Consider the following 23,922-nt stretch of genomic DNA (forward strand, 5'->3'; position numbering starts at 1 on the left):
GCTCATTGCGCCTTCCTGTAGATCCGCTCGAGCGGCGAGAGCGCACGGAAGCGTTCGGCGTACGCCGAGAAATCGATGCTTTCCTTGCTGCCGAGGCCAAGGAAGCCGCGATGGCAAAGCGACTCGTGGAACAGCCCGAGCGCCCGGTCCTGCAACTGCCGGTTGAAGTAGATGAGCACGTTGCGGCAGGACACCAGTTGCGTCTCCGCGAACACGCTGTCGGTGGCCAGGCTGTGGTCGGCAAAGATCACGTTGGCGCGCAGGCTGGGGTCGAAGCGGGCCGCGTCGTAGGCCGCGGTGTAGTAGTCGGAGAAGGCGCGCTGGCCGCCGGCGCGCTGGTAGTTGGCCGTGAAGCCGCGCACCGCGTCGAGCCCGAAGATACCCTGGCGCGCCTTGTCGAGCGAGGCGGGGTTGATGTCGGTGGCGTAGATCAGCGCGCGTTCCAGCAGGCCTTCCTCGCGCAGCAGGATGGCCAGCGAATAGACCTCTTCGCCGGTGCTGCACCCGGCCACCCAGACCTTGATCGACGGATAGGTGTGCAGCACCGGCACCACCTGCCGGCGCAGCGCCAGGAAGTAGGCCGGGTCGCGGAACATCTCGCTCACGGGGATCGTGAGGAACTGCAGCAGTCGCGCGAACAGGGCCGGGTCGCGCAGCACCTTCTCCTGCAGCGCTGAGATGGTCGGCAGGTCGAGCTGGTCCAGCGCGTACAACACGCGGCGCTTCTGCGAGGCGCCGGTGTAGTCCCGGAAGTCGTGGTTGTACTTGAGGTAGATCGCCTCCATCAACAGCCGCAGCTCGATGGCGGTGTTGTCGGGCGGCTGCGCCTTCGGGGACGCTGCGGACTGGTTCACAGGCGCTCCATCTTCGGCATCCATACGCGCAGCAGCGAGAACAGGCGGTCGAGGTCGACCGGCTTGGCCAGGTAGTCGCTGGCGCCCGCGGCGATGCATTGCTCCTGGTCGTCCTTCATGGCCTTGGCTGTGACGGCGATCACCGGCAGCTTCTGGAAGCGCGGGTCGCGGCGCAGGCGGCGCGTGGCCTCGAGGCCGTCCATCTCCGGCATCATCACGTCCATCAGCACCAGGTCGATGTCGGGCACGCGGTCGAGCTTGTCGAGCGCCTCCACGCCGTTGCGGCCGATCTCTACCACGGCGCCGCGCTGTTCGAGCGCACTCGTCAGCGCGAAGATGTTGCGCACATCGTCGTCCACCAGCAGGATGCGGCGGCCTTCGAAGACGCGGTCGCGCCCGCGCGCGGTCTTCAGCATGGTCTGGCGCTCGCTCGACAGCTTCGACTCGACCTTGTGCAGGAAAAGCGTCACCTCGTCGAGCAGCCGCTCCGGCGAGCGTGCGCCCTTGATGATGATCGAGCGCGAATAGCGCAGCAGTTCAGCCTCCTCGTCGCGCGTGAGGTTGCGACCGGTGTAGACGATGACCGGCGGGAACGAGACGATCTCCTCCGACGCCATGCGCTTCAGCAGTTCGCTGCCTTGCAGGTCCGGCAGCTTCAGGTCGGTGATCATGCAGTCGAATACGCGCTGGCGCAGCAGGGCCAGCGCTTCCTCGCCGGTGGCGACCGCGGTGATGGCGACGTCCTCGTCCGAGATGAGCCGGATCACGCTGTCGCGCTGCAGGTCGTCGTCTTCCACCACGAGCACCTGCTTGACCTTCTGCGCGAGCTTCTCCTCGAGCTTGCGGAACACGGCCTTCAACTGTTCGCGCGTGGTGGGCTTCAGCGCATAGCCGATCGCGCCCATGTGCAGCGCGGCCTCCGACTGGTCGTGGGCCGAGACCACATGCACCGGAATGTGCCGCGTGCGCGGATCGTCCTTGAGGTGCTGCAGCACCTGCACGCCGGGGCTGTCGGGCAGGCGCATGTCGAGCAGGATCGCGTCCGGCACGAACTTCGCGGCCAGGTCGAAGCCATCGATGGCGCCGTGCGCGACCAGGCAGCGGTAGCCCAGCTCGTGGGCCAGGTCGTAGAGGATGTGGGCGAACTGCGGCTCATCCTCGATGACCAGCACGCGGCGCGACGGATCGGGCGGCAGTTCGCGGTCATCGGAGAACTGCGGGATCTCGGGGGCCGGCACGGTTGGCGACGCCACTGGCTTGGCGACCACGGGCACATGGAGCGAGCGCATGGCCGGGGCGGTCCGCGCGGCCGGCACGGCGTCGCCCTTGCGGCCGGATGTTTCCAGCGGCTTGTCGATGTCGGCCGGCAGTTCCAGCGTGAAGGTGCTGCCTTCGCCGGGCGCGCTGTCGACGGACAGGGTGCCGCCGAGCAGCCGCGTGAGGTCGCGCGAGATCGACAGGCCCAGGCCGGTGCCGCCATAGCGCCGGCTGGTGGTGCCGTCGGCCTGGCGGAAGGCTTCGAAGATCACCTCCTGCTGGTCAGGTGCGATGCCGATGCCCGAATCGCTCACGGCCAGGCGCACGCCGCCATCGGTGCCGCGCATCGCGTGCAGGCGCACGGCGCCGCGGTCGGTGAACTTGATGGCGTTCGACATCAGATTCCTCAGAATCTGCTCGACCCGCTGCCGGTCGCTGACGAGGCTGGTGGGTGCGTCGGGCGCGACCTCGAGCTTGAAGTCCAGCTTCTTGTTCTGGGCCAGCGGCGTGAAGGTCATCGTCAGGCCCTGGGCCAGGCTTGCGAGCGTGATGATCTCCGGCACGACGTCGAGCTTGCCGGCCTCGACCTTGGCAATGTCGAGGATGTCGTTGATCAACACCAGCAGGTCGTTGCCGGACGAATAGATCGATTCGGCGAATTTCACCTGCTCCGGCGTCAGGTTGCCTTGCGGGTTGTCGCCGAGCAGCCTGGCCAGGATCAGTGCGCTGTTGAGCGGCGTGCGCAGCTCGTGCGACATATTGGCCAGGAACTCGGACTTGTAGCGGCTGGCGCGCTGCAGCTCGTCGGCACGGTCTTCCAGGTCCAACTGCACGCGCTTGAGCGCGGCATTGCGCTGGTCCAGCGCCTCGGTGCGCTCGGAGAGCTGGCTGTTGGTCTGCTCCAGTTCGGCCTGCTGGTTTTCCAGCGTGGCTTGCGACTGGCGCAGCACGCGCGACTGTTCCTCCAGCTCCTCGTTGGCGGTGCGCAGCTCTTCCTGCTGCACCTGCAGCTCCTCGTTGAGTTGCTGCGTCTCGGCCAACGCGTCCTGCAGTTGCTCGCGATAGCGCGCCGCGGCGACGGCGCTGCCGATGTTGCCGGCCACGGCGTCGAGCAGCGAGGAGGCGCGGTCGTTCGGCCGGTGCATCAAGCCCAGCTCGATCACGCCGTTGACCTGGCCTTCATTGGTCACCGGTAGCAGCAGCGCAGCGCGCGGCGCGGTATCGCCGAGGCCCGAGTTGACCTTGAGGTAGTCGGCCGCGACCGGCTCTACGAGCATCGTCCGCTTTTCCGCCGCGGCCTGGCCGAGCAGGGATTCCGTGGGCGCGAAGACCTGCGGGCTGGCCTCCGCCTCCGCGGAAAATCCGTAGCTCGCGACGCGGCGCAGTTGTCCGTGCGGCTCGCGCACATACAAGGCGCCGACGCCGCTGCCAACGTGGCGCCCGAAGAATGCCAGCGCCTTGCGGCCCAACTCGCGGGCGCTGAGCTGGCCCACCAGTTCGGCCGCCAGTTCGGTCTGTGCGCTGCGCAACCAGGCTTGCTGGTGCAGGATCTCGGCATGTGCGGCCTGCTCGGCCAGCGCGGCCTCATAGCTGCCGGAGAGCTGCGTGAGCTGGCGACGGCCGAAGTAGGCCAGCAGCCCGGTCAGCAGGAGGCTGAACAGGACATACGAGCCGACCACCACCATGCTGGTGTTGTTGGCGGTGTTGTTGCGCTGGAATCGCAGGGCCTGTTCCGTTTCGAGGAAGGCCGTGTACTCGTCGCGCATGGCCTCGCTGAGCGCACGGCCGCGGCCGGAGACGACCGCCTTGCGATAGTCCTCGTCGAGCCGCCGTGCAGCGATCAGTTCGCCGGCGTAGGCGAGCCAGCTCTTCTGCTCCGCCGTGATGCGGTCGACGCGCTGCACCTGCTGCGGGTTGTCGGAAACCAGTTCGCGCAGGGCCGACAGCCTGCCTTCGATGCGCGCCTGGGCCGACTCGTAGGGCTCCAGGAAGCGTGCGTCCCCGCTGATCAGGAAGCCGCGCATGCTGGACTCCATGTCCACCGACAGGCGCTGCGCCTCGGTCGCGCTGCGCGTCACCTGGTCGGTGTGCTCCACCCAGGCAATCACGGACAGCAGGTAGAAGATCAGCCCCGCGAAAATCACTGCCCCCACGAGGCCCGCGATCAGCGGCAACTTGACGTTGCGGCTCAGCACGCGCTGGAAGGCTTGGTTGTCGATCAGGGTCTGGCGATTCATGGGCAAGGGCGGGTGGGGCAAAACCTGAGGAGTCTGCCCGAGCCCGCCCGCTCGCCGTGTCGGAGAAGACCGCGCGTTGCGGCACGTGTCAAGAGGGAAACGGCACCCACGCCTCGCGCCCTGCGCGAGCCGCGCGTTCCCCTGGCCGCTCAGCCCGCCAGGAACTGGGCGATCAGCGAGGCGACCCGGGCCGGCTGGTCGTGATGCAGCATGTGACCCGCCTGCGCCACCGTCTCCACGCGCGCATCGGGCACGGACTTGAGGCGCTCGTGGTAGTCGTTGAGCGTGTAGCGGTCTTTCCACCAGCCGCCCAGGCTGTTGCCGTCAGCGATCACCGCGAGCACCGGGGCCGTGATGCGGCGGTACATCGCGAGGACTTCATCGACCCGGTAGTTCTGCGCGCTGGTGATCTTGTGGCCCGGTTCGCCGCGGATCTGCCATTGAGGGCGGCCGTCCTCGGTGGTGGTCTCGCGCGCCCATTGGCTGGCCAGCCAGTGGGCCTTGTCGGGGCTCAGGCGCGGGTTGGTCTTCATGAGCCGCCGCGCCACGCCCGCCAGCGTCGTGTAGGGGTGCAGGTCCAGTTCGCCGCGGTGCATGCGCTTGATCTCGTCCATCCACTTGCCGTAGCGCGCCGGCGCTTCATCGGCCTGTGCGGCCGGCATGCCGAAGCCTTCGAGGTTGACCACGCGACGCACGCGCTGCGGCCGCACGCCGGCGTATTGCATGAGCACGTTGCCACCCATGCTGTGGCCGACGATGTCGACTTTGGCCTCGCCCGCGTAGTGGTCGAGCAGCCAGTCGAGGTCGGCCATGTAGTCGGCGATCCAGTAGTTGTCCACGCCCGGCGCCTCGGTGAGGCCGAAGCCGCGCCAGTCGGGGGCGATCACGTGGCGTTCCTGGGCAAACGAGTCCACCACGAACTGCCAGGACGCCGCCACGTCCATCCAGCCGTGCAGCAGCACCAGCGGCGCCTGGCCGGGCGTCGGATCGCCCCAATGCAACACGTGATATTGGAGCCCGCGCACCGGGATGAATTCGCTGCGGGCAGGACGGAGAGGCTGGTACATGCGGCCGATCATAAGCAGCGACTCCGCGAGAGGCGGAGCCACACGTGACACCTTCGAAGGCTCGTGGCGCTGCCGCGCCACTGCGCGGGCGCGGCCTGGCGCGGCCCTGCCATGCGGCATCGGTCCGTGCCCGCGCGGGTTTCTGGCGGCGAGGTCACGCGTTCCCGATCGCGGCGGTAGCATCCCGCGCATGCAAAAAACCGAACTCCGCAAAGTCCCGCTCGGCCAGAGCAATCTTCATGTCACGCCGATCTGCCTCGGCACCATGGTCTTTGGCGAGCAGGTCGACGAAGCGACCTCGCACCAGATCCTCAACCGCTCGCTCGAGCGCGGCGTCGACTTCATCGACACGGCCGAGATCTATGCCGTGCCGACGCGCAAGGAAACCTTCGGCGCCACGGAGACCATCATCGGCAACTGGTTCGCGGCCAACCCGGGCGTGCGCCAGAAGATCACGCTGGCCACCAAGGTCGCCGGCCCGTCGCGCGGCATGCCGTGGGTGCGCGAGGGCAAGGGCATGACGTCGGCCGACATCGTGGCCTCGTGCGACGCGAGCCTGAAGCGCCTGCAGACCGACGTGATCGACCTCTACCAGATCCACTGGCCGGAGCGCCATGTACCGCAGTTCGGCAACATCTACTACGACCCCGCGAAGGAGACTTCGGCCACACCCATCCATGACCAGCTCGAAGCGCTGGCGGGCCTCGTCAAGGCCGGCAAGGTGCGCCACATCGGCCTGTCGAACGAGACGCCCTGGGGCGTGCACGAGTTCGTGCGGCAGGCCGAGCAGCACGGCCTGCCGCGCGTGGCCTCCGTGCAGAACGCATTCAACCTGGTCAACCGCGCGCACGAGAACGGCATGGACGAGGCGATGCATCGGCTCCATGTGTCGCTGCTCGTGTATTCGCCGCTCGCGTTCGGGCTGCTTACCGGCAAGTACGACCAGGGCGGCATCGACGGCCCGGATGCGCCGAAGGGTGCGCGCATCTCCAGCTTCGAGTCTGTGCGCAAGCAACGCTGGGGCCGCCCCGACGCCTTGCGCGCCGCGCGCCGCTACAACCAGCTGGCGCGCGACCACGGCCTCACGCCCACGCGGATGGCGCTCGCCTATTGCTACACGAAGTGGCACGTCACGAGCACCATCATCGGCGTCACCACGGTGGCGCAACTCGACGAGGACATCGATGCGTTCGGCACCACGCTGCCGGCGGAAGTTCTGGTCGAGATCGACAAGATCCGCTGGGAGATTCGCGACCCTGCGATGTGACCGGCCGATGGCGAAGAAAGCGCACGTCAGCGAAACCCCCGCCACGCAACTATTGCGCGCGAACAAGATCGCCTTTACCGAGCACCCCTACGAGTATCTCGAGCACGGCGGCGCGCAGCACAGCGCGGCGGTGCTCGGCCTCGACCCCTTCACCGTCGTCAAGACGCTGGTCATGCAGGACCAGGACGCGAAGCCGCTGCTGGTGCTGATGCACGGCAACCGCACCGTGTCGACCAAGAACCTGGCGCGGCAGATCGGCGCGAAGTCGGTCGAGCCCTGCAAGCCGGACGTCGCGAACCGGCACAGCGGCTACCTGGTGGGCGGCACGTCACCGTTCGGCACCAGGCGCAGCATGCCGGTGTACATCGAGTCGAGCATCCTCGAGCTGCCCAGGATTGCGATCAACGGCGGCCGGCGCGGCTATCTCGTCGGCATCGACCCTCAGGTGTGCATCACCTTGCTGGGCGCGAAACCAGTGCAGTGCGCGCTGGCAGAATGAGCGACCATTTTTCCGGTCGGAGTCCACGTTGAATTTTCATTGGCCGTCTGTCGTCGCCATCGTTGCCTCTTACCTGATCGGCTCGCTGTCCTTTGCGGTGATCGTGAGCAAGGCCATGGGCATGGCTGACCCGCGCAGCTATGGCAGCGGCAATCCCGGCGCGACCAATGTGCTGCGTTCGGGCAACAAGGCCGCCGCATTCGCCACGCTGCTGCTCGATGCCATCAAGGGCTGGTTGCCGGTGTTCCTGATCATGCATTTCGGCGCTGCATGGGGCATGGACATGGGCATCGCCGCACTGGCTGGCCTGGCAGCATTCCTCGGCCACCTCTATCCGGTGTTCTTCGGATTCCAGGGCGGCAAGGGCGTGGCGACGGCGGCCGGCGTGCTGTTGGGGCTCGACTGGCTGCTCGGGTTGGCCACGGGCGGCACATGGCTCATCGTGGCGCTGTTCTTCCGCTATTCGTCGCTGGCCTCGCTCGCTGCGGCGCTGTTCGCGCCGGCCTACTACCTGCTCGGCGGCGGCATCGTCTGGAAGCTCGACGCCACGGCATTCGTCGCGATGGTCGGCATGAGCCTGTTGCTCGCCTGGCGTCATCGCGAAAACATCCAGCGGCTCATTGCCGGCACGGAGTCGAAGCTCGGCTCGAAGAAAAAGAAGGAATGACACACCATGGCTGAACTCCAGCGCTTCCACGTCGGCCCGCGCCTGAGCGAAACGGCTGTCCACAACGGCACCGTCTATCTGGCGGGCCAGGTGCCCGACGACACCACCGCCGACATGCGCGGCCAGACGCAGCAGGTGCTCGGCATGATCGACCGCCTGCTGGCCGAAGCGGGCAGCGACAAGTCGCGCATGCTGATGGTGCAGATCTTCCTGCCCGACATCGCCGACATCACCGTAATGAACGAGGTGTGGGATGCGTGGGTCGCCCCGGGCCACACGCCGCCGCGCGCCACGGTGCAGGCCAAGCTGGCCAACCCGGGCTACAAGATCGAGGTCGTGGTCACTGCCGCGCAGGGCTGAAACGAAACCCACCCCCGAAGCCTCGGGTCGCGCGGTGGAAAACCGAGACGAGGGGCCGCGCGCTTTTTATCAGAAGCGCTTCTCGAGGACCATCTGGTCCGCGTCGCGCCGCATCGAGAAGTGGTTGATGAAGCTGTTGCCCAGCAGCACGTAGGGCATCGGCTGCGGCGACACGACCGCATCGACGTCGTAGACCTCGACGTCGCCCACGCGCACGGAACCCAGTTTCACCCGATACCCCTGGATCACGCCGTTGGCCGTGTTCATCTGCACCGCGGTGCCTTTCTGGTAGTCGAGTCCGATGCGCACCGCGTCCGCGGCCGAGAGGGACACGCTGGTGGCGCCGGTGTCGAGCATGAAGCTCACCGGTCGTCCGTTGATCATGCCGCCGCCCATGAAGTGCCCACGGCTGTCGACCGTCATCACGATGCGCTTGCCCTCCGGCTTGCCACCGCCGGAAGCGCCCACGCTCACCGGCGTGTCCATCCGCAGCGCGAGCCGCTTGCCGCCCATCTCGACCTGCGCCTGGTCCGACTGCACCGACACCACGCGCACGCCTTGCCAGGTCTCACCCACCGCCACCGTCTTTGGCGCGCCGCCGTTGACGATGAGGATGGCGCGGCTGCCGATGGTGCCGGTGAGCATCACCGAATCGGCATGCGCCAGCATGCTGGCCGCGAACAGAGCCGCGGCAACGAGGAGGGTTCGCTGCAAGATCAGTCCCGGAAGTTGTTGAAGCTCAGCGGCATGTCGGGCAGGTCCTTCTTGATCAATGCCATCGCCGCCTGCAGGTCGTCGCGCTTGGCGCCGGTCACGCGCACCGCATCGCCCTGGATGGCGGCCTGCACCTTGAGCTTGCTGTCCTTGATCAGGCGCTGGATCTTCTTCGATTGCTCGCTCTCGATGCCGCTCTTGACCTTGATGACCAGCTTGACCTTGTCGCCGCCAATCTTCTGCACGTCGCCCTTGTCGAGGAAGCGCACGTCCACGCTGCGCTTGGTGAGCTTGTTGCGCAGGATGTCCTCCACCTGCACGAGCTGGAAGTCGGCATCGCCGATGAGGGTGATGTCCTTCTCCTTGAGTTCGATCGCGGCGGAGGTGCCCTTGAAGTCGAAGCGGGTGCCGATTTCCTTGGCCGTGTTCTCCACGGCGTTCTTGACTTCGGGGAGGTTAGGTTCGCAGACGGTATCGAATGAGGGCATGTGATGCCTCCTGTAAGGCCAATGGCGCAAGCTTGAATGAGACAATTCTCCCATGATCGTTGAGCACAATGTCCCGCTGCAGCCCTACAACAGCTTCGGCATCGTGGCGCGCGCGCAGCACCTTGCGCGCATCGCCTCGGAGGCCGACGTGCTGGCTGTGCTGGCCGATGCGGCATGGCGCGATGCACCCAAGTTCGTGCTCGGCGGGGGCAGCAACATCGTGCTGACCGGCGACGTCAAGCCGCTGGTGCTGAAGGTCGAGATCAAGGGCCTGCGCCTGGTCGAAGACACGCCGCGCGCCTGGATCGTGGAGGCCGGCGCCGGGGAAAACTGGCACGAGGCCGTCGAGTGGGCGGTGGACAACGGCTTCCCTGGCCTGGAGAACCTGGCGCTGATACCCGGCACGGTGGGCGGGTCGCCGGTGCAGAACATCGGCGCCTACGGTGTCGAGCTGCAGGACCGGTTCGAGTCGCTGGATGCCATCGCGCTGGACACCGGGCGCACCTTCACGCTCGATGCCGCGCAGTGCGCCTTCGGCTACCGCGATTCGGTGTTCAAGCACATCGCCAGCGGAACCAACAGCTTCGGCCTGGCGGGCAGGGCGCTGATCACGCGGGTGCGCTTCCGCCTGCCCAAGCCGTGGAAGGCCGTCATGGGCTACCTCGACCTCGAACGCAAGATGGCCGAAACCGGCAACTTCACGCCCAACGCGCGCGAGGTGTTCGACTGGGTCTGCGCCATCCGCCGCGCCAAGCTGCCCGACTGGCGACAACTCGGCAATGCAGGCAGCTTCTTCAAGAACCCGACCGTCACGGCCGAACAGTGCGCCGATATCATCGCCCGCGACCCGAAGATCGTGCACTACCCGATGGCCGACGGCAGCATCAAGCTGGCGGCCGGCTGGCTCATCGACGCGTGCGGGTGGAAGGGAAAATCGATCGGCAATGCCGGCGTCTACGAGAAGCAGGCGCTGGTGCTGGTCAACCGCGGCGGCCGGACGCATCCGGTCACCGGAGGCGAGGTGATGACGCTGGCAAAGGCCATCCAGACCAGCGTCTACGAGCGATTCGGCATCCTGCTCGAGCCCGAGCCGGTCGTCGTATAGCCAGAACAAAGAGTCAACAACAGGGAGTGTGAAAGTGAAGATGAAAGCACTGGCGGCCGTTGCGGTCGTCGTGGTGGGCGGGTACCTGGGCGCGACGGTCGTCACGGGCAACAAGATCGCGGCGGCCTACGATGCGCGCGCGGAAAAGCTGGAAAAGCAGTTTCCGTTCGTGCGTGTGGTGCACCGGCAGGCCGAGAAGGGCATGTTCTCGTCGACCTACAGCGGCAAGCTGCGCATCGGCTGCGCGCCGGCCGCGGGAGCGGGCGGCGAGGCGGCCAAGGCGGGCAAGACCCTCGACATCGGCTTCCGGGACCGTGTGCTTGCCGGTCCGCTGCCGGGCTTCAGCACCATCGGCGCGGCGGTGATCGAATCCGAAGTCGTCCTGCCAGACGAAGTGCCGGAGGGCGTGCGCAAATACCTCGCCGGCATGAAGCCGCAAGACATCCGCACGGTGGTCGGCTACGGCGGCGACTACAACACCAGGGTGCGGCTGCCGGGCGGCGACATCGCGCTGCCAACGGGCAAGCTCACCTGGCCCGACGTGCACCTGAGCGGCGCCGGCAACTTCGACGGCGGCGCCTTCACCTTCGACGGCACATTGCCAGAGCTGGCCTTCGTCGGCGCGGAGAAAGGCGGCAAGTCCACGCTGGATGTCAAGCTGGCAAAGCTGCGCTGGCAAGGCACCTCGCTGCCCGCGGACAGCTTCTGGCTGCGCCCCGGCACCAGCACCCTGGACATCGAGCGCCTGGAAGTGCTGGCCAACGCCGGCGGCAAGCCGGTCTCGGCACAGATCGGCAAGTTCAAGTACCTCGCTGAAGTGAAGGCCGACAAGGACCTGCTCGACGCCAAGGCCGCCTTCACCGCGGATGCCACGCTGCGCATCGGCGAGGAGGCCAAGCCGATCCAGCTCGACAACTTCGAATTCCAGGAGTCGCTGAAGCATCTGCACGGGCCGACCCTGCAGAAGGTCCTTGAAGCGTCGATGGCGCAGTTATCGTCGACCTGCGAGGGCGGCAAGGTGTCGCAAGAAGACGCCGCCGCGCTGGGCCTGGAGATGATGCGGACGCTGGCGCAATTGCTGCCCCACGCACCCGAGATATCGGTCGACAAACTGGCCGTCACCTACGAGGGCCAGCGCGGCGAGATGTCTTTCTCGGCCAGTGCGCCGGGCCTGACGGCCGAGGACGTCGAAGAGCCGGTGGTCATGAAGGCCAAGCTGCATGCCAACATGCTCGTGAAGGCCAGTGCCAGGCTGCCGGTAGCCTGGGTCCAGTTGCTCGGCGAGCGCAGCGGCGACCCGGCCGGCGCACCGCAGCGCGTGGCGCAGGCCCACTCGATGGTCGACCTGGCTGTCGGCAAGGGCTTCGCCGTGCGCGATGGCGAATTCCTGGCAAGCACCGTTGTCCTGGAGAAGGGCGCGGTGCTGCTCAACGGCAAGCCGATGAGCGAGGGGAAGTGACGGGGAGTCGACGATGAATGTTCTGCCGCAGCTCAACTTTCGCCGTCGCATCCATTTGCTGTCGTGGGCTCGCCGGCTGTCGATTCTTGGCGGCGTTTCGGCAGGGCTGGTCCTGGGTTGGACCTGCCGATTCGGCTGGTTGGTGGCAGGGGCTATCCTGGTGATGACGCTGCTCGGCGCGCTGGTGTCATGGCAAGCGAGCCTGCGGCGCCAGTTCATTCGGGAGGCCGAATTCCCGGGATTCCTCGTCGGCAAGCTGACGGCCGCCTTCCCGCAACTGCAGCGGCGTGACACCGATCTGGTGTTGCGCGGCCTGCGGCAGTTCTTCATGGCGCACCTGCGCTCGGGCCGCAAGTTCGTGGCAATGCCATCGAGGATCGTGGACGAAGCCTGGCACGAGTACATCCTGCATACGCGGGGCTACGAACGCTGGTGCAAGGCGGCCTTCGGCGGGATGCTGCACCACACGCCGGCCGAAGTGCTCGGCAACGATGCACGTCGCAACGACGGCCTGCGCCGTACCTGGTACTGGGCCTGCAAGGAGGAGAGCATCGACCCGCGCAAGCCAACGCGCCTGCCGCTGTTGTTCGCGCTCGATGCCAAGTTCGACGTCGAAGGCGGCTTCAAGTACACGCCCGACTGCAATGCCATCGACCGCGCTGCCGGCTCCGACTGCGGAACCAGCTTCAGCGACTCCGATTCTGGATCGGGTGACGCGGGCGGCTTCGGCGGCAGCGAGTCGTCCTCCTCGGACAGCGGAGGAGGCGACAGCGGAGGTGGAGACGGCGGTTCCGGCTGTGGCGGCGGTTGCGGCGGCGGAGGCGACTGACGAGCCCGGCCGGCGCAAAAAAGCCACCCGGAGGTGGCTCGGTGGATGTGACGCGGTGAATTGTTCAACCGAAGTGGCAGATGTAGCTGTACGGCTCGCCCGCCACGCGGATCTGGAACGACGAATCACCCGGCACGCTGAACTTCTCGCCAACGCCCGCCTTCTTCCACTCGGTGGTGCCGTTCAGCAGGTATTCGCAGGCACCGCCAGTGCCTTCCATGATTTCTGGCGCGCCGGTGTTGAAGGTCAGCGTCGAGGGCAGGATCACGCCCACGGACTTGCGCGTGCCGTCGGCCAGCGTGAGGCTGTGGCTCACGCATTTGCCGTCGAAATAAACATTGGCCTTGGTGGCCACGGCCACGCTGTGGATGGTTTCGGTCATCGCCCGAGTTTATCCAGCGCGCAGGCGCTCAATGCCAGCCGTGCCGGTAGTAGCCGCCGCCCCAGCCGTGCGAATAGCCGAAGTTGAGCGACAGTCCGATGGGCGCGACCGCGAGCCACGGTGCCGCATAGCCGTAACCGTAACCGTAGGCCGGCTGCACATACATGGGTTGCGCGTAGCCCGGCGCGCCGTAGACCGGGCCGCCATAGACGGGAGCGCCGTAAGCGGGCGCCGGCGCCCCGCCGGCGCCGACCACCACGCCGGGCTGCGCCTCCACGTTGTTCCAGTTCTGCGGATTGCCGTCGTTGTACGCGGCCGGCGGCGGCTGGTCGGGCGCGGGCGAGTTGGTGGCAACACCCATCGGGCTCAGCTGCAGCGCAATGGTCTGGCCGGGCGGGCTGTCTGTGCGCGTGGCGTAGCGCTGGCCGGCGTATTCGTAGGTCACGCTGTAGCCCGCCTGGCCGTTCGCGTCGTGTATCGGGGTGCTGGAGATGACGCGGCCGGAGACCTGCTGCGCCTGTGCCAGCGACGCGGCGCCGCCGAGCAGGCCGACGAGGGCGAGGCTGATGATGGTTCGGGTGGGGGTGCGCATGAAATTTCTCCTCAAGATCGCGGCGCTTCCGCTTGTTCACGTGGGTTGGATGCAGTCCGACGCGCCGGGTTCACTGCTTCACATTTTTTTGCCTGGCTTTTGCGGAAGCCTTACCGCGTCGCCTTCCCGGCAGCATGGGCCGCCCACTCGGCAGGGTCGAAGCCGACAGTCACAACGCTCGCGGGCTGCCATTCGACGACCGGACGCTTGATCAGCGTCGGATTCGCGACCAGCACCGTGCGAGCCGACGCCGCGTCGACCACCGAAGCGCGGGTGGCCTCGTCCAGTCGCCGCCACGTGGTTCCCCGCCGGTTGAGGAGCGCCTCCCAGCCCGGAGCCCGCAACCAGCGGTCCAGCGAGGCGCCAGGCAGGCCGTTCTTGCGGAAATCGTGGAAGGTGTAGGGCACGCCTTGCGTGTCCAGCCAGGTGCGCGCACGCTTGACCGTGTCGCAGTTGGGAATGCCGAAAAGGGTTGTTGTCATCCCGGAATGATGCCGCGTCGGCGGGTCGGCGACAATTCCGCCCGCCATGGAAACCCTCGCCGACTGGCTCGCCCACTGCGAGCAACTGCACGCCAAGAACATCGACCTCGGCCTGGACCGCGTGCGCGCCGTGGCCGACCGGCTCGGCCTGCGCTTCGACTGCCCTGTGATCACGGTGGCGGGCACCAACGGCAAGGGCTCGACCTGCGCCATGCTCGAATCGATCCTGCGGCATGCCGGCTACCGGACCGGCGTCTATGGCTCGCCGCACCTGGTGCACTTCGAGGAGCGCTTGCGCCTGCGTGGCGAGTCAGTCGATGCCGCCGCGCTGCTGCCGCATTTCGCCGCGGTCGAGGAGGCGCGCGGATCGACCTCGCTCACCTACTTCGAATTCACCACGCTGGCGCTCCTGCGTTGCATGGCGGCCAGCGGCGTCGAGGTCGCCATCCTCGAAGTCGGCCTCGGCGGCAGGCTCGATGCCGTCAACATCGTCGATGCCGACTGCGCCGTCATCACCAGCATCGACCTGGACCACATGGATTTCCTCGGGCCGGATCGCGAGAGCATCGGCTACGAGAAGGCCGGCATACTGCGCGCCGGCCGTCCCGCCATCGTGAGCGACCCGATGCCGCCGGACAGCGTCATCGCGCACGCGCAAGCCATTGGCGCCGATCTCTGGCGCTTCGGCCAGGATTTCAACGTGGCGGGGGACAAGCAGCAGTGGGGCTGGAGCGGTCGCGGCCGGCGCTACAGCGGGCTGGCCTATCCGGCGCTGCGCGGCGCCAACCAGTTGATCAACGCGGCGGGCGTTCTTGCAGCGCTGGAGGCGCTGAGACCCGTGCTGCCGATCACCGCGCAAGCCGTGCGCACGGGGCTGGCCATGGTCGAGTTGCCCGGCCGCTTCCAGATCGTGCCGGGCGAGCCGACGCTGGTGCTCGACGTGGCACACAACGGCCATGCCGTGGCGGCGCTGGCAGAGAACCTCGATGCGATGGGCTTCTATCCGACCACGCACGCGGTCTTCGGCGTGATGGCGGACAAGGACCTGGGTCCGATCTTCGCGCGCATCGGGCCGCTGATCGACCGCTGGTACTTCACCGACCTGCCCACGCCGCGCGCCGCGCCGGCCGCGGATCTGCAGGCGCGCTGGCAGGCGCAAAACACGCGCAAGGATGCGTCGGGGACGGCGTGCGCCAGCCCCATGCAGGCCCTCCAGGCAGCCATCGATCAGGCGGACCCCACTGATAGAATCGTGGTCTTCGGATCGTTCTTTACCGTCGGTGGCGTGCTCGTAAACGGAACACCCCGCCTGCAAGCCAGACACCTGCTGCGGGACGCTTGAAATGGGGCTTGAAATGGGACCTGAAGGGCCTGACAAGGCCTGATTTCCGCCGCATCATCGCACCCACGCTTCTCTCCATCAGGAATCGAACTTTCATGGCGTTTTTCAAGTTCCGCGCACGCGGTCCGCAAGGCAACGAAGCCCGCAACGTCGCCGGTGCGGTGCCTGCGGAAAGCGTCGAGACCATGCGCCGCCGCGCCCGCCACCGCCTGCTCGGTGCGGCCGTGCTGGTGCTGCTGGGCGTGGTCGGATTCCCGCTGCTGTTCGACACCCAACCGCGCCCGGTGGCGGTCGACATCCCGATCGAGATCCCGGATCGCAACAAGGTCAAGCCGCTGGCCCTGCCGGCCGCGCCCGCGCCCACCACATCCGCTGCGCCGGGCAAGGACGCATCGACCCGCGTGGCAGCTGCTACCCCGGGCGGCGGCATGATCACCGAGGCGGCCGACGGCACGGAAATCGTGCCTTCGAAGCCAATGGCCGATGCGCCGCCAAAGCCCGAACCAAAGCCGGAAGCCAAGGCCAAGCCGGAACCGAAGGCGGAGGCCAAGCCGGAACCCAAGCCCGAGCCCAAGAAGGCCGAGGCCAAGCCGGAACGGAAGCCCGAGACAAAGCCCGAGACCAAGCCCAAGCCCGACACGAAGGAAGCCAAGGCAGAGGCCAAACCCGACCCCAAGACGCCCAAGCCGGCCGACGACGATGCAGCACGCGCTCGCGCCCTGCTCGATGGCCGGTCTGCCGATGCCGCCGCCGCCAAGCCGGCATCGGCCGCCGACGAAGCGGGCCGCTTCGTGGTGCAGGTGGGCGCTTTCGCCGACGCCGACAAGGCGCGCGAGGTGCGCCAGAAGCTGGAGCGGGCCGGGTTGAAGACCTATACGCACGTCGCGAAGACGGCCGATGGCGAGCGCACGCGCGTGCGCGTCGGCCCGTTCAGCACGCGTGCCGATGCCGACAAGGCGGCCGCCCGCGTCAAGGGCCTGGCCTTGTCCGCGGCCGTGCTCACGCTGTAAGCATCGCGTTCCGTGGCGTTGCTGGATTGGGTTGTCGTCGCGCTGCTGTTGCTGTCGGTTCTGGTCGGCATGGTGCGCGGCCTGGTGTTCGAGTTGATGTCGCTGGCGGGTTGGGTCGTGGCCTTCATTTGTGCCCAGTTGTTTGCCGACCCTGTCGCGGCCTGGCTGCCGGTGGGAGCGCCCGATGCGGTGTGGCGCTACGCGGTGGCCTTCGTGCTGGTGTTCGTGGCAGTGGCCTTCGCCGCCGGATTGATCACCGCGCTGGTGCGCAAGATGGTCGTGGCGGCGGGGCTGCGGCCTGTCGACCGCACCCTGGGCGCCGCTTTTGGTTTTGTGCGTGGGGCCGTCGCATTGCTCGCGTTGGCCACAGGGATCCACCTTTTTTCGCTGAGCGACAGTGCCTGGTGGCGCGAGTCGCGCAGTGCCACTGTTCTGGATACGGCCTTGCAGGCCATCAAGCCTGCGTTGCCCGAGAAATTGGCAAGCTATTTGCCCTGAGAGGATCGCTTCATGTGTGGAATCGTCGGCGTTGTCAGCAACGCCCCCGTCAATCAACTGGTCTACGACGCGCTGCTGCTCTTGCAGCATCGGGGCCAGGACGCGGCCGGCATCGTGACCCTGCTGGACCGCAAGTTCTTCATGCACAAGGCCAAGGGCATGGTGAAGGATGTGTTCCGCACCCGCAACATGCGCGCGCTGCCCGGCAGCGTGGGCCTCGGCCAGGTTCGCTACCCGACCGCGGGCAATGCCTACAGCGAGGAAGAGGCACAGCCTTTCTACGTGAATGCGCCCTTCGGCATCGTGCTGGTGCACAACGGCAATCTCACGAACGCGCATGCGCTGCGTGCCGAACTGTTCACCACCGACCATCGGCACACCAACACCGAGAGCGACTCGGAAGTGCTGCTCAACGTGCTTGCCAATGAGCTGGAGCGTGCCACGCGCGGCGTTCAGCTGCACACCGAGCAACTCTTCACCGCGGTGAAGAGCATGCACAAGCGCCTGCGCGGCTCCTATGCCGTGGTGTCGCTGATCTCCGGACAGGGGCTGCTCGCGTTTCGCGACCCCTACGGCATCCGGCCGCTGTGCCTCGGCCGCAATGCGGAAGGCACCGTGATGGTGGCCAGCGAGTCGGTCGCGCTGGAAGGCTTGGGCTTCAAGTTCGAGCGCGACATCGCGCCCGGCGAGGCGGTCTTCATCGACATGCAGGGCCAGGTGCATGCGCACCAGTGCGCCGAGGCGGCCACGCTCAATCCGTGCATCTTCGAGTTCGTCTATCTCGCGCGCCCCGACTCGACGATGGATGGCATCTCGGTCTACCAGGCACGCCTCAACCTTGGCGAAACACTGGCCAAGCGGGTCGTCTCGACGGTGCCGCCGAGCGACATCGACGTGATCATTCCGATCCCCGAGTCGAGCCGGCCCAGCGCCACCCAGCTCGCACACCTGCTGGGCATTCCCTACCGCGAAGGATTCGTCAAGAACCGCTACGTCGGCCGCACATTCATCATGCCCGGGCAGGGCGAGCGCAAGAAGTCGGTGCGCCAGAAGCTCAATGCGATCGCGAGCGAGTTCAAGGGCCGCAACGTGCTGCTGGTCGACGACTCCATCGTGCGCGGGACCACCAGCCGCGAGATCGTGCAGATGGCGCGCGACGCCGGTGCGCGCAAGGTCTACCTTGCCAGTGCCGCGCCGCCCGTGCGCTATCCCAACGTCTATGGCATCGACATGCCGACCAAGGGCGAGCTGGTGGCGCATGACCGCACGATCGAGGAAATCCGCGCCCTCATCGGCTGCGACGCGCTGATCTACCAGGACGTCGACGCCATGAAGCGCGCGGTGATGAAGGCCGCGCCCGTGGCCGCAGGCGCATCGAAGTTCGCGGGCTTCGAGGCCTCGTGCTTCGACGGCGTCTACGTGACCGGCGACATCGACACCGATGCGATCAACCGCATGAACAACAACCGCCCGCGCGTCGAAGAGACCGAGGAAGACGCCTCCCGCCTGGCACTGCCCAACCTGAACTGAAAGACCCCGTGACAGATCGATCCCTGCCCGCGGGCCTGCACCGCGACACGCTGGCGGTGCGCACGTCCTTGGAGCCGAGCCAGTACGGCGAAAACTCCGAGGCGCTGTTCCTCACCAGCAGCTTCGTGCAGCCGGATGCCGAGACCTCGGCGCGACGCTTCGCGGGCACGGAGGAGGGCTTCACCTACACCCGCACATCGAACCCGACCGTGACCAGCTTCGAGCGCCGCCTGGCCGCGCTGGAGGGCACCGAGGCAGCCATCGGCGCATCGAGCGGCATGGGCGCGATCCTCATGATGTGCATGGGCTTGCTCAAGGCGGGCGACCATGTGGTGAGTTCGCGTTCGCTGTTTGGCTCGACCTTCAACCTGCTGGGCCGCGAATTTGCCAAGTTTGGCGTGGAGACGACCTTCGTATCCCAGTCCGACGTGGCCGAATGGCGCGCTGCCGTCCGGCCCAGCACGCGACTGTTGTTCGCCGAGACGCCGACCAATCCGCTGACCGAGGTCTGCGACATCCGCGCGCTGGCCGACATCGCGCATGGTGTCGGCGCGCTGCTGGCGGTTGACAACTGCTTCTGCTCGCCGGCGTTGCAGCGACCCATCGAGTTTGGCGCCGACCTCGTGCTGCACTCTGGCACCAAGTACCTGGACGGGCAGGGCCGCGTGCTGGCCGGCGCCATCTGCACGAGCGCAAAGCTCGTCAACGAAGTCTTCGGACCGGTGGTTCGCACTGCAGGCATGGCGCTCTCGCCGTTCAATGCGTGGGTCGTGCTGAAAGGCCTCGAAACACTTGGCCTGCGCATGAAGGCGCATTGCGACAACGCACTCGCATTGGCAAAGTGGTTGGAAACCCAACCAGCGGTCAAGCGCGTCTATTACCCCGGCCTGGCATCGCATCCGCAGCATGCACTGGCGATGCAGCAGCAGTCGGGGCAGGGTGGCGCCGTGGTGTCGTTCGACGTGATCGGCGACACGCCCGATGAGGCGCGAGCGAATGCGTTCCATGTCATTGACAGCACGCGCGTCCTGAGCATCACCGCGAACCTCGGCGACACGAAGACCACCATCACCCATCCTGCCACGACGTCGCATGGCCGCCTCTCCGAACCGCAACGCCAAGCGGCCGGCATCGGCCAGGGCCTGATCCGCATCGCGGCCGGCCTCGACCACATCGACGACATCCAGGCCGACCTGCTGCGCGGCCTCGGCACGCTCGCACCTTGAATCACATGACCCGAAAAATCAGAACCCGCATCGCGCCTTCCCCCACCGGCTTCCTGCACCTCGGCACCGCCCGCACCGCCCTCTATTCGTGGGCCTATGCGCGCCACCACGGTGGTGAATTCGTGCTGCGCATCGAAGACACAGACGTGGCCCGCTCGACGCAGGAATCGACCGACCAGATTCTCGCGTCCATGCACTGGCTCGGCCTCGACTACGACGAAGGCCCGATCTACCAGATGCAGCGCCTCGCGCGCTACCAGGAAGTGATCGCGCAGATGCTGGCGGCGGGCACCGCCTACCACTGCTATTGCACGCCGGAGGAACTCGAATCCATGCGCGAAGCGCAGCGCGCGCGCGGCGAGAAGACCTTGTACGACCGTCGCTGGCGGCCGGAACCGGGCAAGGTGCTGCCGCCGGTGCCGCAAGGCGTGCCGCCCGTGGTGCGATTCTGCAACCCCGTCGAAGGCGACGTGACCTGGGACGACCTGGTCAAGGGACCGATCACCATCAACAACCGCGAGATCGACGACCTCATCATCCAGCGACCGGATGGCGTGCCCACGTACAACTTCGCCGTGGTGGTCGACGACTGGGACATGGCCATCAGCCACGTGTTCCGCGGCGACGAGCACATCAACAACACGCCGTGGCAGATCAACATCTTCAACGCGCTCGGTGCGCCGCTGCCGCAGTTCGGCCATGTGCCGGTGATCCTCGGCGATGACGGGCAGAAGCTCTCCAAGCGCCGCGGCGCCGTGAGCGTGACGGCCTATGAAGAGAACGGCTACCTGCCCGAGGCCATGCTGAACTACCTCGCGCGCCTGGGCTGGAGCCATGGCGACGACGAGCTGTTCTCGCGCGAGCAACTGGTGCAATGGTTCGATGGTTCGCACCTGTCGAAGAGCCCTGCCCAATGGGATGCGGCCAAGTTGAGCTGGGTCAACGCGCACTACATCAAGCAGATGGACAACGCGGCGCTGGCCGGACTGGTGGCCGCTCAATTGAAGAAGCGCGGCATCGATGCCGACGGACGCCTCGCCGACATCTGCGCACTGTTCAAGGATCGTTGCGACACCACCGTCGCACTTGCCAATTGGGCAACGGGTTTCTATGCCGACGTGACGGCCAGCGAGGCCGATCGCGCGCAACACCTGACCGATGCGGTGCGACCCGCGGTTGCTGCGCTTGCCGACAAGTTGGCCGACGTCTCATGGGACAAGCCGACCATTGCCGCAGCCATCAAGGAAGTGCTGGTTGCCCACGGCCTTAAAATGCCGGCTCTCGCCATGCCGGTGCGTGTGCTTGTTCTCGGAACACCGCAGACACCGTCGCTGGATTCAGTGCTCGCACTGTTTTCTCGCGAAACTATTTTGACGAGATTGAGAACGGCCTGATTTTCGGTATATAATTTGAGGCTCGACACGCAGGAGCAGGGGCTCAGCGAAAAGACGAAAGTCTTGATGGGAATTCGGGGGTATAGCTCAGCTGGGAGAGCGCTTGCATGGCATGCAAGAGGTCATCGGTTCGATCCCGTTTACCTCCACCAAAATTTCTTGTCGAGTCGGAAGATGTTCCAAGGTTTTGACCCTATCGTCTAGAGGCCTAGGACACCACCCTTTCACGGTGGCTACCGGGGTTCGAATCCCCGTAGGGTCGCCAAATTGACTTACAAGTCAGCGAGGCACAAGTGGCAACACTTGGCTCTGTTTTCAGAGTGAACGTTGCCTACCAGGAGTGGTAGTTCAGTTGGTTAGAATACCGGCCTGTCACGCCGGGGGTCGCGGGTTCGAGTCCCGTCCACTCCGCCAGTCACACTGGTTCCAGTGCTATGAAAATCGTAGCACCGGAGCCTGAATTCCAGATTCCTGGAATATGAGGCTACCCCACCGGGGTGGCCTTTTTTGTTTCTGCGATGCGTGACGCGGGCAGTCCTTTGGCCGCCACGACTAGCCGTGCCAGCCGAGGTGGCTCAGGAAGTCGCGTGTGCGCTCCGCTCTCGGCGCTTCAAAGACTTGCGCCGGTGGCCCCTGCTCGACCACCTTGCCATGGTCCAGCACCACCACCCAGTTCGCGACACGACGGGCGAACGCCATCTCGTGCGTCACGACGACCATCGTCATGCCTTCCTCGGCGAGTTGCTTCATGACGTTGAGCACTTCGCCGATGGTCTCGGGGTCGAGTGCGGACGTGGGCTCATCGAAGAGCATGACCTCGGGTTCCATCGCAAGCGCCCGCGCGATGGCCACGCGCTGCTGCTGGCCGCCAGACAGTCCACTGGGGAAGTTGTGCGCCTTGTCCGCGAGGCCGACCTTCTTCAGCAGTGCCATGGCGCGTTCGCGTGCCTCGTGCTGGCTGAGCCCGAGGACGGTGACGGGCCCCATCGCGACGTTGTCGAGCGCACTCTTGTGCGGGAACAACTCGAAGTTCTGGAACACCATGCCCATGCGCTGACGGACCTTGCGCGCTTCCCGCTCGTTGGTGGGCAGGGGCACGCCGTCGATCAGCACGCGTCCACCCTCGATGGACTCGAGCGCATTCGTGCAACGCAGCAGCGTCGACTTGCCGGAACCCGAGGGCCCGATGAGGCACATCACCTCGCCCTTGTGAACCTGGAGGGAGACGCCGTCGATGGCGACGAAGCTGCCATGCAGCTTGCGCACGTTCTCGTAGACGACCACGGCAGGGCGCTCGGCGCCCTTGCGTTCAGCCATTGGCACGCTCATTCCTTGACCTCGAACTTCTTCTGCACCCAGTCCACGAGCTTGGCCTGCGGGTAGCCCATCAACCAGTAGATCACTGCCATGGCCGTGAGCATCTCCAGCACCCGGAAGCTGGACGACCGGATCTGCAGCGCGACGTGCGCGAGTTCACCCACGGCGATCACCGAGACCAGCGAGGTGTCCTTGAACAGCGACACCCAGGTGCTTGCAAGCACAGGGAGCACGCGCCGCCAGGCTTGCGGAATCACCACCTTGCGCATGGCCTGCCAGCGGCTCATGCCGACCGCAATGGCGGCCTCGGTCTGGCCTTTGCGGATGGAGTTGATGCCGGCACGGAAGGTCTCGGCGTTGTAGGCCGAGACGTTGAGGCACAGTGCCGCCAGGCCGGTGGTGAAGGCGGAGAACTGGATATTCAACAGCACCGGCATCACGTAGAAGGCCCAGTACACGACCAGGATCAGCGGCAGGTTCCGGAAAAATTCGACGAAGGCCTGGCTGGCGCCCGACAGGATCTTCGAGCGCGAGAGGCGCATCAGTGCGAGCACGATGCCGGCCGGCACGGCGACCAGCATGGTGAGCACGGTCAGCAACACGGTGAGGAGGGCGCCGTGCAGCAAATCTTCGCGATGGTCCCAGACGATGCTCCAGTCCAGGTTCATGAGCGTCCCAGGTGCGCGACGCGGCGGTACAGCGCATCGATGAGCCGCGTACCGGGAAACAGGATCACGAAGTAGATGACCATCGTGACGGTGAAGACCTCGATCGGGCGATAGCTCTGGCCGGCGATCGTCTCCGCGCGCTTCATGAGTTCAGGCACCGCGATGACGGTGGCGATGGCGGTGTCCTTGATGGTGATCGAGAGGATGGAGCCGAATGCCGGCAGCATGCGTACCAGCGCCTGCGGCATGACGACCTTGCGCACCACCTGGAAGCGCGACATGCCCAGGGCGAGCGCCGCGCGAAGTTGGCCGGGACGGATCGACTCGATGCCCGCGCGCACGATCTCCGCGACGTAGGCGGCGATGTGCAGCGTCAGCGCCATGAAGGCCGCCCAGAAGGGATGGAAGCTGATGCCCGTGAAGATCGGCACGGCGAAGTAGAACCAAACGAGGATCACCAGCACCGGGATCGCGCGCTGTGTGTCGATGTAGAACACGATCGGGATGCGCAGCCATGCCGGGCCGTAGACCCGACCCAGCCCCAGCAGGGTGCCCAGCACCAGCGCACCCGCGGCCGTCATCGCCGACAGCAGCAGCGTGATGCCCAACCCGCCCAGCAGGTACTGCCAGCTGTCGAGCAGAGGCGAGAAGTCGAAATCCATCGGGCGAGCCGTCGGG

24 protein-coding genes and 3 tRNA genes are annotated in these 23,922 nt (G+C 66.4%); 16 read left to right on the plus strand and 11 right to left on the minus strand.

Features of this window, described 5'->3' with window-relative positions; all coding sequences use genetic code 11:
* Positions 1-2 precede the first annotated feature (2 nt).
* The 3 genes from HCU76_RS02705 to HCU76_RS02715 all read right to left on the minus strand — a co-directional run bounded on the left by HCU76_RS02705 (position 3) and on the right by HCU76_RS02715 (position 5,415).
* Positions 3-854: a protein-glutamate O-methyltransferase CheR gene (locus HCU76_RS02705; RefSeq protein ID WP_371319745.1), complete on the minus strand. Its 852-nt coding sequence runs from the start codon at positions 852-854 to the stop codon at positions 3-5.
* Positions 851-4,348: a response regulator gene (locus HCU76_RS02710; protein ID WP_218508392.1), complete on the minus strand. Its 3,498-nt coding sequence runs from the start codon at positions 4,346-4,348 to the stop codon at positions 851-853. Before HCU76_RS02710 ends, HCU76_RS02705 begins: the two co-directional genes overlap by 4 nt.
* Positions 4,349-4,497: 149 nt before the next feature.
* Positions 4,498-5,415, minus strand: coding sequence for an alpha/beta fold hydrolase (locus tag HCU76_RS02715; RefSeq protein ID WP_213957084.1), 918 nt, complete (start codon positions 5,413-5,415; stop codon positions 4,498-4,500).
* Between the two features lie 190 nt (positions 5,416-5,605).
* Between HCU76_RS02715 and HCU76_RS02720 the strand changes: the two genes are divergently transcribed.
* Genes HCU76_RS02720 through HCU76_RS02735 form a run of 4 tightly spaced genes read left to right on the plus strand, consistent with a single transcriptional unit; the run spans position 5,606 to position 8,208 of the window.
* Positions 5,606-6,682 carry an aldo/keto reductase gene (locus tag HCU76_RS02720; protein ID WP_218508393.1) on the plus strand — a complete coding sequence of 359 codons (1,077 nt, stop codon included), beginning with the start codon at positions 5,606-5,608 and terminating at the stop codon, positions 6,680-6,682.
* Positions 6,683-6,689: 7 nt separating this feature from the next.
* A complete protein-coding gene (locus tag HCU76_RS02725) occupies positions 6,690-7,181 on the plus strand; it encodes an aminoacyl-tRNA deacylase (RefSeq protein ID WP_218508394.1) in 492 nt (163 codons plus the stop codon).
* A 28-nt stretch (positions 7,182-7,209) separates the two neighbouring features.
* A complete protein-coding gene (gene plsY / locus HCU76_RS02730) occupies positions 7,210-7,848 on the plus strand; it encodes a glycerol-3-phosphate 1-O-acyltransferase PlsY (protein WP_218508395.1) in 639 nt (212 codons plus the stop codon).
* 6 nt (positions 7,849-7,854) lie between these two features.
* Positions 7,855-8,208, plus strand: coding sequence for a RidA family protein (locus HCU76_RS02735; RefSeq protein WP_213957080.1), 354 nt, complete (start codon positions 7,855-7,857; stop codon positions 8,206-8,208).
* Between the two features lie 69 nt (positions 8,209-8,277).
* Here the strand turns inward: HCU76_RS02735 and HCU76_RS02740 are convergent, their stop codons facing one another.
* The gene (locus HCU76_RS02740; RefSeq protein ID WP_213957153.1) at positions 8,278-8,877 is read right to left on the minus strand and encodes a TIGR02281 family clan AA aspartic protease; all 600 of its coding nucleotides are present in this window, start codon (positions 8,875-8,877) and stop codon (positions 8,278-8,280) included.
* A 47-nt stretch (positions 8,878-8,924) separates the two neighbouring features.
* The gene (locus HCU76_RS02745; protein ID WP_218508396.1) at positions 8,925-9,410 is read right to left on the minus strand and encodes a YajQ family cyclic di-GMP-binding protein; all 486 of its coding nucleotides are present in this window, start codon (positions 9,408-9,410) and stop codon (positions 8,925-8,927) included.
* A gap of 52 nt (positions 9,411-9,462) precedes the next feature.
* On the opposite strand from HCU76_RS02745, the gene murB reads away from it, so the two are divergent.
* The 3 genes from murB to HCU76_RS02760 are packed head-to-tail and all read left to right on the plus strand — an operon-like array spanning position 9,463 to position 12,803.
* Positions 9,463-10,515 (plus strand): UDP-N-acetylmuramate dehydrogenase, encoded by a 1,053-nt coding sequence (gene murB / locus HCU76_RS02750; protein ID WP_218508397.1) that lies wholly within the window; start codon positions 9,463-9,465, stop codon positions 10,513-10,515.
* A 40-nt stretch (positions 10,516-10,555) separates the two neighbouring features.
* On the plus strand, positions 10,556-11,974 hold the full coding sequence (locus HCU76_RS02755) for a YdgA family protein (protein WP_256353963.1): 1,419 nt from the start codon (positions 10,556-10,558) through the stop codon (positions 11,972-11,974).
* A gap of 13 nt (positions 11,975-11,987) precedes the next feature.
* Positions 11,988-12,803, plus strand: a complete 816-nt coding sequence (locus HCU76_RS02760; protein WP_218508399.1) for a hypothetical protein — start codon at positions 11,988-11,990, stop codon at positions 12,801-12,803.
* 64 nt (positions 12,804-12,867) lie between these two features.
* Here HCU76_RS02760 and HCU76_RS02765 read toward each other — a convergent pair whose 3' ends face one another.
* The 3 genes from HCU76_RS02765 to HCU76_RS02775 all read right to left on the minus strand — a co-directional run bounded on the left by HCU76_RS02765 (position 12,868) and on the right by HCU76_RS02775 (position 14,259).
* Positions 12,868-13,185, minus strand: coding sequence for a pyrimidine/purine nucleoside phosphorylase (locus HCU76_RS02765; protein ID WP_218508400.1), 318 nt, complete (start codon positions 13,183-13,185; stop codon positions 12,868-12,870).
* A gap of 28 nt (positions 13,186-13,213) precedes the next feature.
* Positions 13,214-13,777: a hypothetical protein gene (locus HCU76_RS02770; protein ID WP_218508401.1), complete on the minus strand. Its 564-nt coding sequence runs from the start codon at positions 13,775-13,777 to the stop codon at positions 13,214-13,216.
* A gap of 110 nt (positions 13,778-13,887) precedes the next feature.
* Positions 13,888-14,259 carry an ArsC family reductase gene (locus HCU76_RS02775; RefSeq protein ID WP_218508402.1) on the minus strand — a complete coding sequence of 124 codons (372 nt, stop codon included), beginning with the start codon at positions 14,257-14,259 and terminating at the stop codon, positions 13,888-13,890.
* 46 nt (positions 14,260-14,305) lie between these two features.
* On the opposite strand from HCU76_RS02775, the gene folC reads away from it, so the two are divergent.
* From folC to HCU76_RS02820, 9 genes are all read left to right on the plus strand, one after another.
* Positions 14,306-15,601 (plus strand): bifunctional tetrahydrofolate synthase/dihydrofolate synthase, encoded by a 1,296-nt coding sequence (gene folC / locus HCU76_RS02780; protein ID WP_256353925.1) that lies wholly within the window; start codon positions 14,306-14,308, stop codon positions 15,599-15,601.
* A gap of 95 nt (positions 15,602-15,696) precedes the next feature.
* A complete protein-coding gene (locus tag HCU76_RS02785) occupies positions 15,697-16,611 on the plus strand; it encodes an SPOR domain-containing protein (RefSeq protein WP_218508403.1) in 915 nt (304 codons plus the stop codon).
* A 12-nt stretch (positions 16,612-16,623) separates the two neighbouring features.
* Positions 16,624-17,109, plus strand: a complete 486-nt coding sequence (locus HCU76_RS02790) for a CvpA family protein (protein ID WP_218508404.1) — start codon at positions 16,624-16,626, stop codon at positions 17,107-17,109.
* 12 nt (positions 17,110-17,121) lie between these two features.
* The gene (gene purF, locus HCU76_RS02795; protein ID WP_213957070.1) at positions 17,122-18,639 is read left to right on the plus strand and encodes an amidophosphoribosyltransferase; all 1,518 of its coding nucleotides are present in this window, start codon (positions 17,122-17,124) and stop codon (positions 18,637-18,639) included.
* 8 nt (positions 18,640-18,647) lie between these two features.
* Entirely contained in the window at positions 18,648-19,865 is a 1,218-nt protein-coding gene (locus HCU76_RS02800) for an O-succinylhomoserine sulfhydrylase (RefSeq protein WP_213957069.1), read from the plus strand.
* Between the two features lie 5 nt (positions 19,866-19,870).
* Entirely contained in the window at positions 19,871-21,259 is a 1,389-nt protein-coding gene (gene gltX / locus HCU76_RS02805; protein WP_218508405.1) for a glutamate--tRNA ligase, read from the plus strand.
* 76 nt (positions 21,260-21,335) lie between these two features.
* Positions 21,336-21,411: transfer RNA gene (locus HCU76_RS02810), tRNA-Ala, on the plus strand.
* Between the two features lie 37 nt (positions 21,412-21,448).
* Positions 21,449-21,524: transfer RNA gene (locus HCU76_RS02815), tRNA-Glu, on the plus strand.
* A gap of 72 nt (positions 21,525-21,596) precedes the next feature.
* A tRNA-Asp gene (locus HCU76_RS02820) sits at positions 21,597-21,673 on the plus strand.
* 138 nt (positions 21,674-21,811) lie between these two features.
* Here HCU76_RS02820 and HCU76_RS02825 read toward each other — a convergent pair.
* Genes HCU76_RS02825 through HCU76_RS02835 form a run of 3 tightly spaced genes read right to left on the minus strand, consistent with a single transcriptional unit; the run spans position 21,812 to position 23,906 of the window.
* Entirely contained in the window at positions 21,812-22,576 is a 765-nt protein-coding gene (locus tag HCU76_RS02825; protein ID WP_218508406.1) for an amino acid ABC transporter ATP-binding protein, read from the minus strand.
* A gap of 8 nt (positions 22,577-22,584) precedes the next feature.
* Positions 22,585-23,244: an amino acid ABC transporter permease gene (locus tag HCU76_RS02830; RefSeq protein WP_218508407.1), complete on the minus strand. Its 660-nt coding sequence runs from the start codon at positions 23,242-23,244 to the stop codon at positions 22,585-22,587.
* Positions 23,241-23,906, minus strand: coding sequence for an amino acid ABC transporter permease (locus HCU76_RS02835; protein WP_218508408.1), 666 nt, complete (start codon positions 23,904-23,906; stop codon positions 23,241-23,243). The genes HCU76_RS02830 and HCU76_RS02835 overlap by 4 nt, the downstream gene beginning before the upstream one ends.
* Positions 23,907-23,922 lie beyond the last annotated feature (16 nt).

Origin of the sequence: Variovorax sp. dw_308 (genome assembly GCF_019207085.1) — a bacterium.
In the GTDB taxonomy this organism is placed as follows: Bacteria; Pseudomonadota; Gammaproteobacteria; order Burkholderiales; family Burkholderiaceae_C; genus Variovorax.

Bases quoted from the DNA above. Each gene is read 5' to 3' on its own strand.
- murB (WP_218508397.1), top strand. From the start codon at position 9,463: ATGATCGTTGAGCACAATGTCCCGCTGCAGCCCTACAACAGCTTCGGC.
- HCU76_RS02740 (WP_213957153.1), bottom strand. From the start codon at position 8,877: ATGCTGGCGCATGCCGATTCGGTGATGCTCACCGGCACCATCGGCAGC.
- HCU76_RS02785 (WP_218508403.1), top strand. From the start codon at position 15,697: ATGGCGTTTTTCAAGTTCCGCGCACGCGGTCCGCAAGGCAACGAAGCC.
- HCU76_RS02755 (WP_256353963.1), top strand. From the start codon at position 10,556: ATGAAAGCACTGGCGGCCGTTGCGGTCGTCGTGGTGGGCGGGTACCTG.
- HCU76_RS02770 (WP_218508401.1), bottom strand. From the start codon at position 13,777: ATGCGCACCCCCACCCGAACCATCATCAGCCTCGCCCTCGTCGGCCTG.
- HCU76_RS02720 (WP_218508393.1), top strand. From the start codon at position 5,606: ATGCAAAAAACCGAACTCCGCAAAGTCCCGCTCGGCCAGAGCAATCTT.
- HCU76_RS02830 (WP_218508407.1), bottom strand. From the start codon at position 23,244: ATGAACCTGGACTGGAGCATCGTCTGGGACCATCGCGAAGATTTGCTG.
- HCU76_RS02745 (WP_218508396.1), bottom strand. From the start codon at position 9,410: ATGCCCTCATTCGATACCGTCTGCGAACCTAACCTCCCCGAAGTCAAG.
- HCU76_RS02760 (WP_218508399.1), top strand. From the start codon at position 11,988: ATGAATGTTCTGCCGCAGCTCAACTTTCGCCGTCGCATCCATTTGCTG.
- HCU76_RS02715 (WP_213957084.1), bottom strand. From the start codon at position 5,415: ATGTACCAGCCTCTCCGTCCTGCCCGCAGCGAATTCATCCCGGTGCGC.
- gltX (WP_218508405.1), top strand. From the start codon at position 19,871: ATGACCCGAAAAATCAGAACCCGCATCGCGCCTTCCCCCACCGGCTTC.
- HCU76_RS02735 (WP_213957080.1), top strand. From the start codon at position 7,855: ATGGCTGAACTCCAGCGCTTCCACGTCGGCCCGCGCCTGAGCGAAACG.
- HCU76_RS02825 (WP_218508406.1), bottom strand. From the start codon at position 22,576: ATGGCTGAACGCAAGGGCGCCGAGCGCCCTGCCGTGGTCGTCTACGAG.
- folC (WP_256353925.1), top strand. From the start codon at position 14,306: ATGGAAACCCTCGCCGACTGGCTCGCCCACTGCGAGCAACTGCACGCC.
- HCU76_RS02765 (WP_218508400.1), bottom strand. From the start codon at position 13,185: ATGACCGAAACCATCCACAGCGTGGCCGTGGCCACCAAGGCCAATGTT.
- HCU76_RS02775 (WP_218508402.1), bottom strand. From the start codon at position 14,259: ATGACAACAACCCTTTTCGGCATTCCCAACTGCGACACGGTCAAGCGT.
- purF (WP_213957070.1), top strand. From the start codon at position 17,122: ATGTGTGGAATCGTCGGCGTTGTCAGCAACGCCCCCGTCAATCAACTG.
- HCU76_RS02725 (WP_218508394.1), top strand. From the start codon at position 6,690: ATGGCGAAGAAAGCGCACGTCAGCGAAACCCCCGCCACGCAACTATTG.
- HCU76_RS02710 (WP_218508392.1), bottom strand. From the start codon at position 4,348: ATGAATCGCCAGACCCTGATCGACAACCAAGCCTTCCAGCGCGTGCTG.
- HCU76_RS02835 (WP_218508408.1), bottom strand. From the start codon at position 23,906: ATGGATTTCGACTTCTCGCCTCTGCTCGACAGCTGGCAGTACCTGCTG.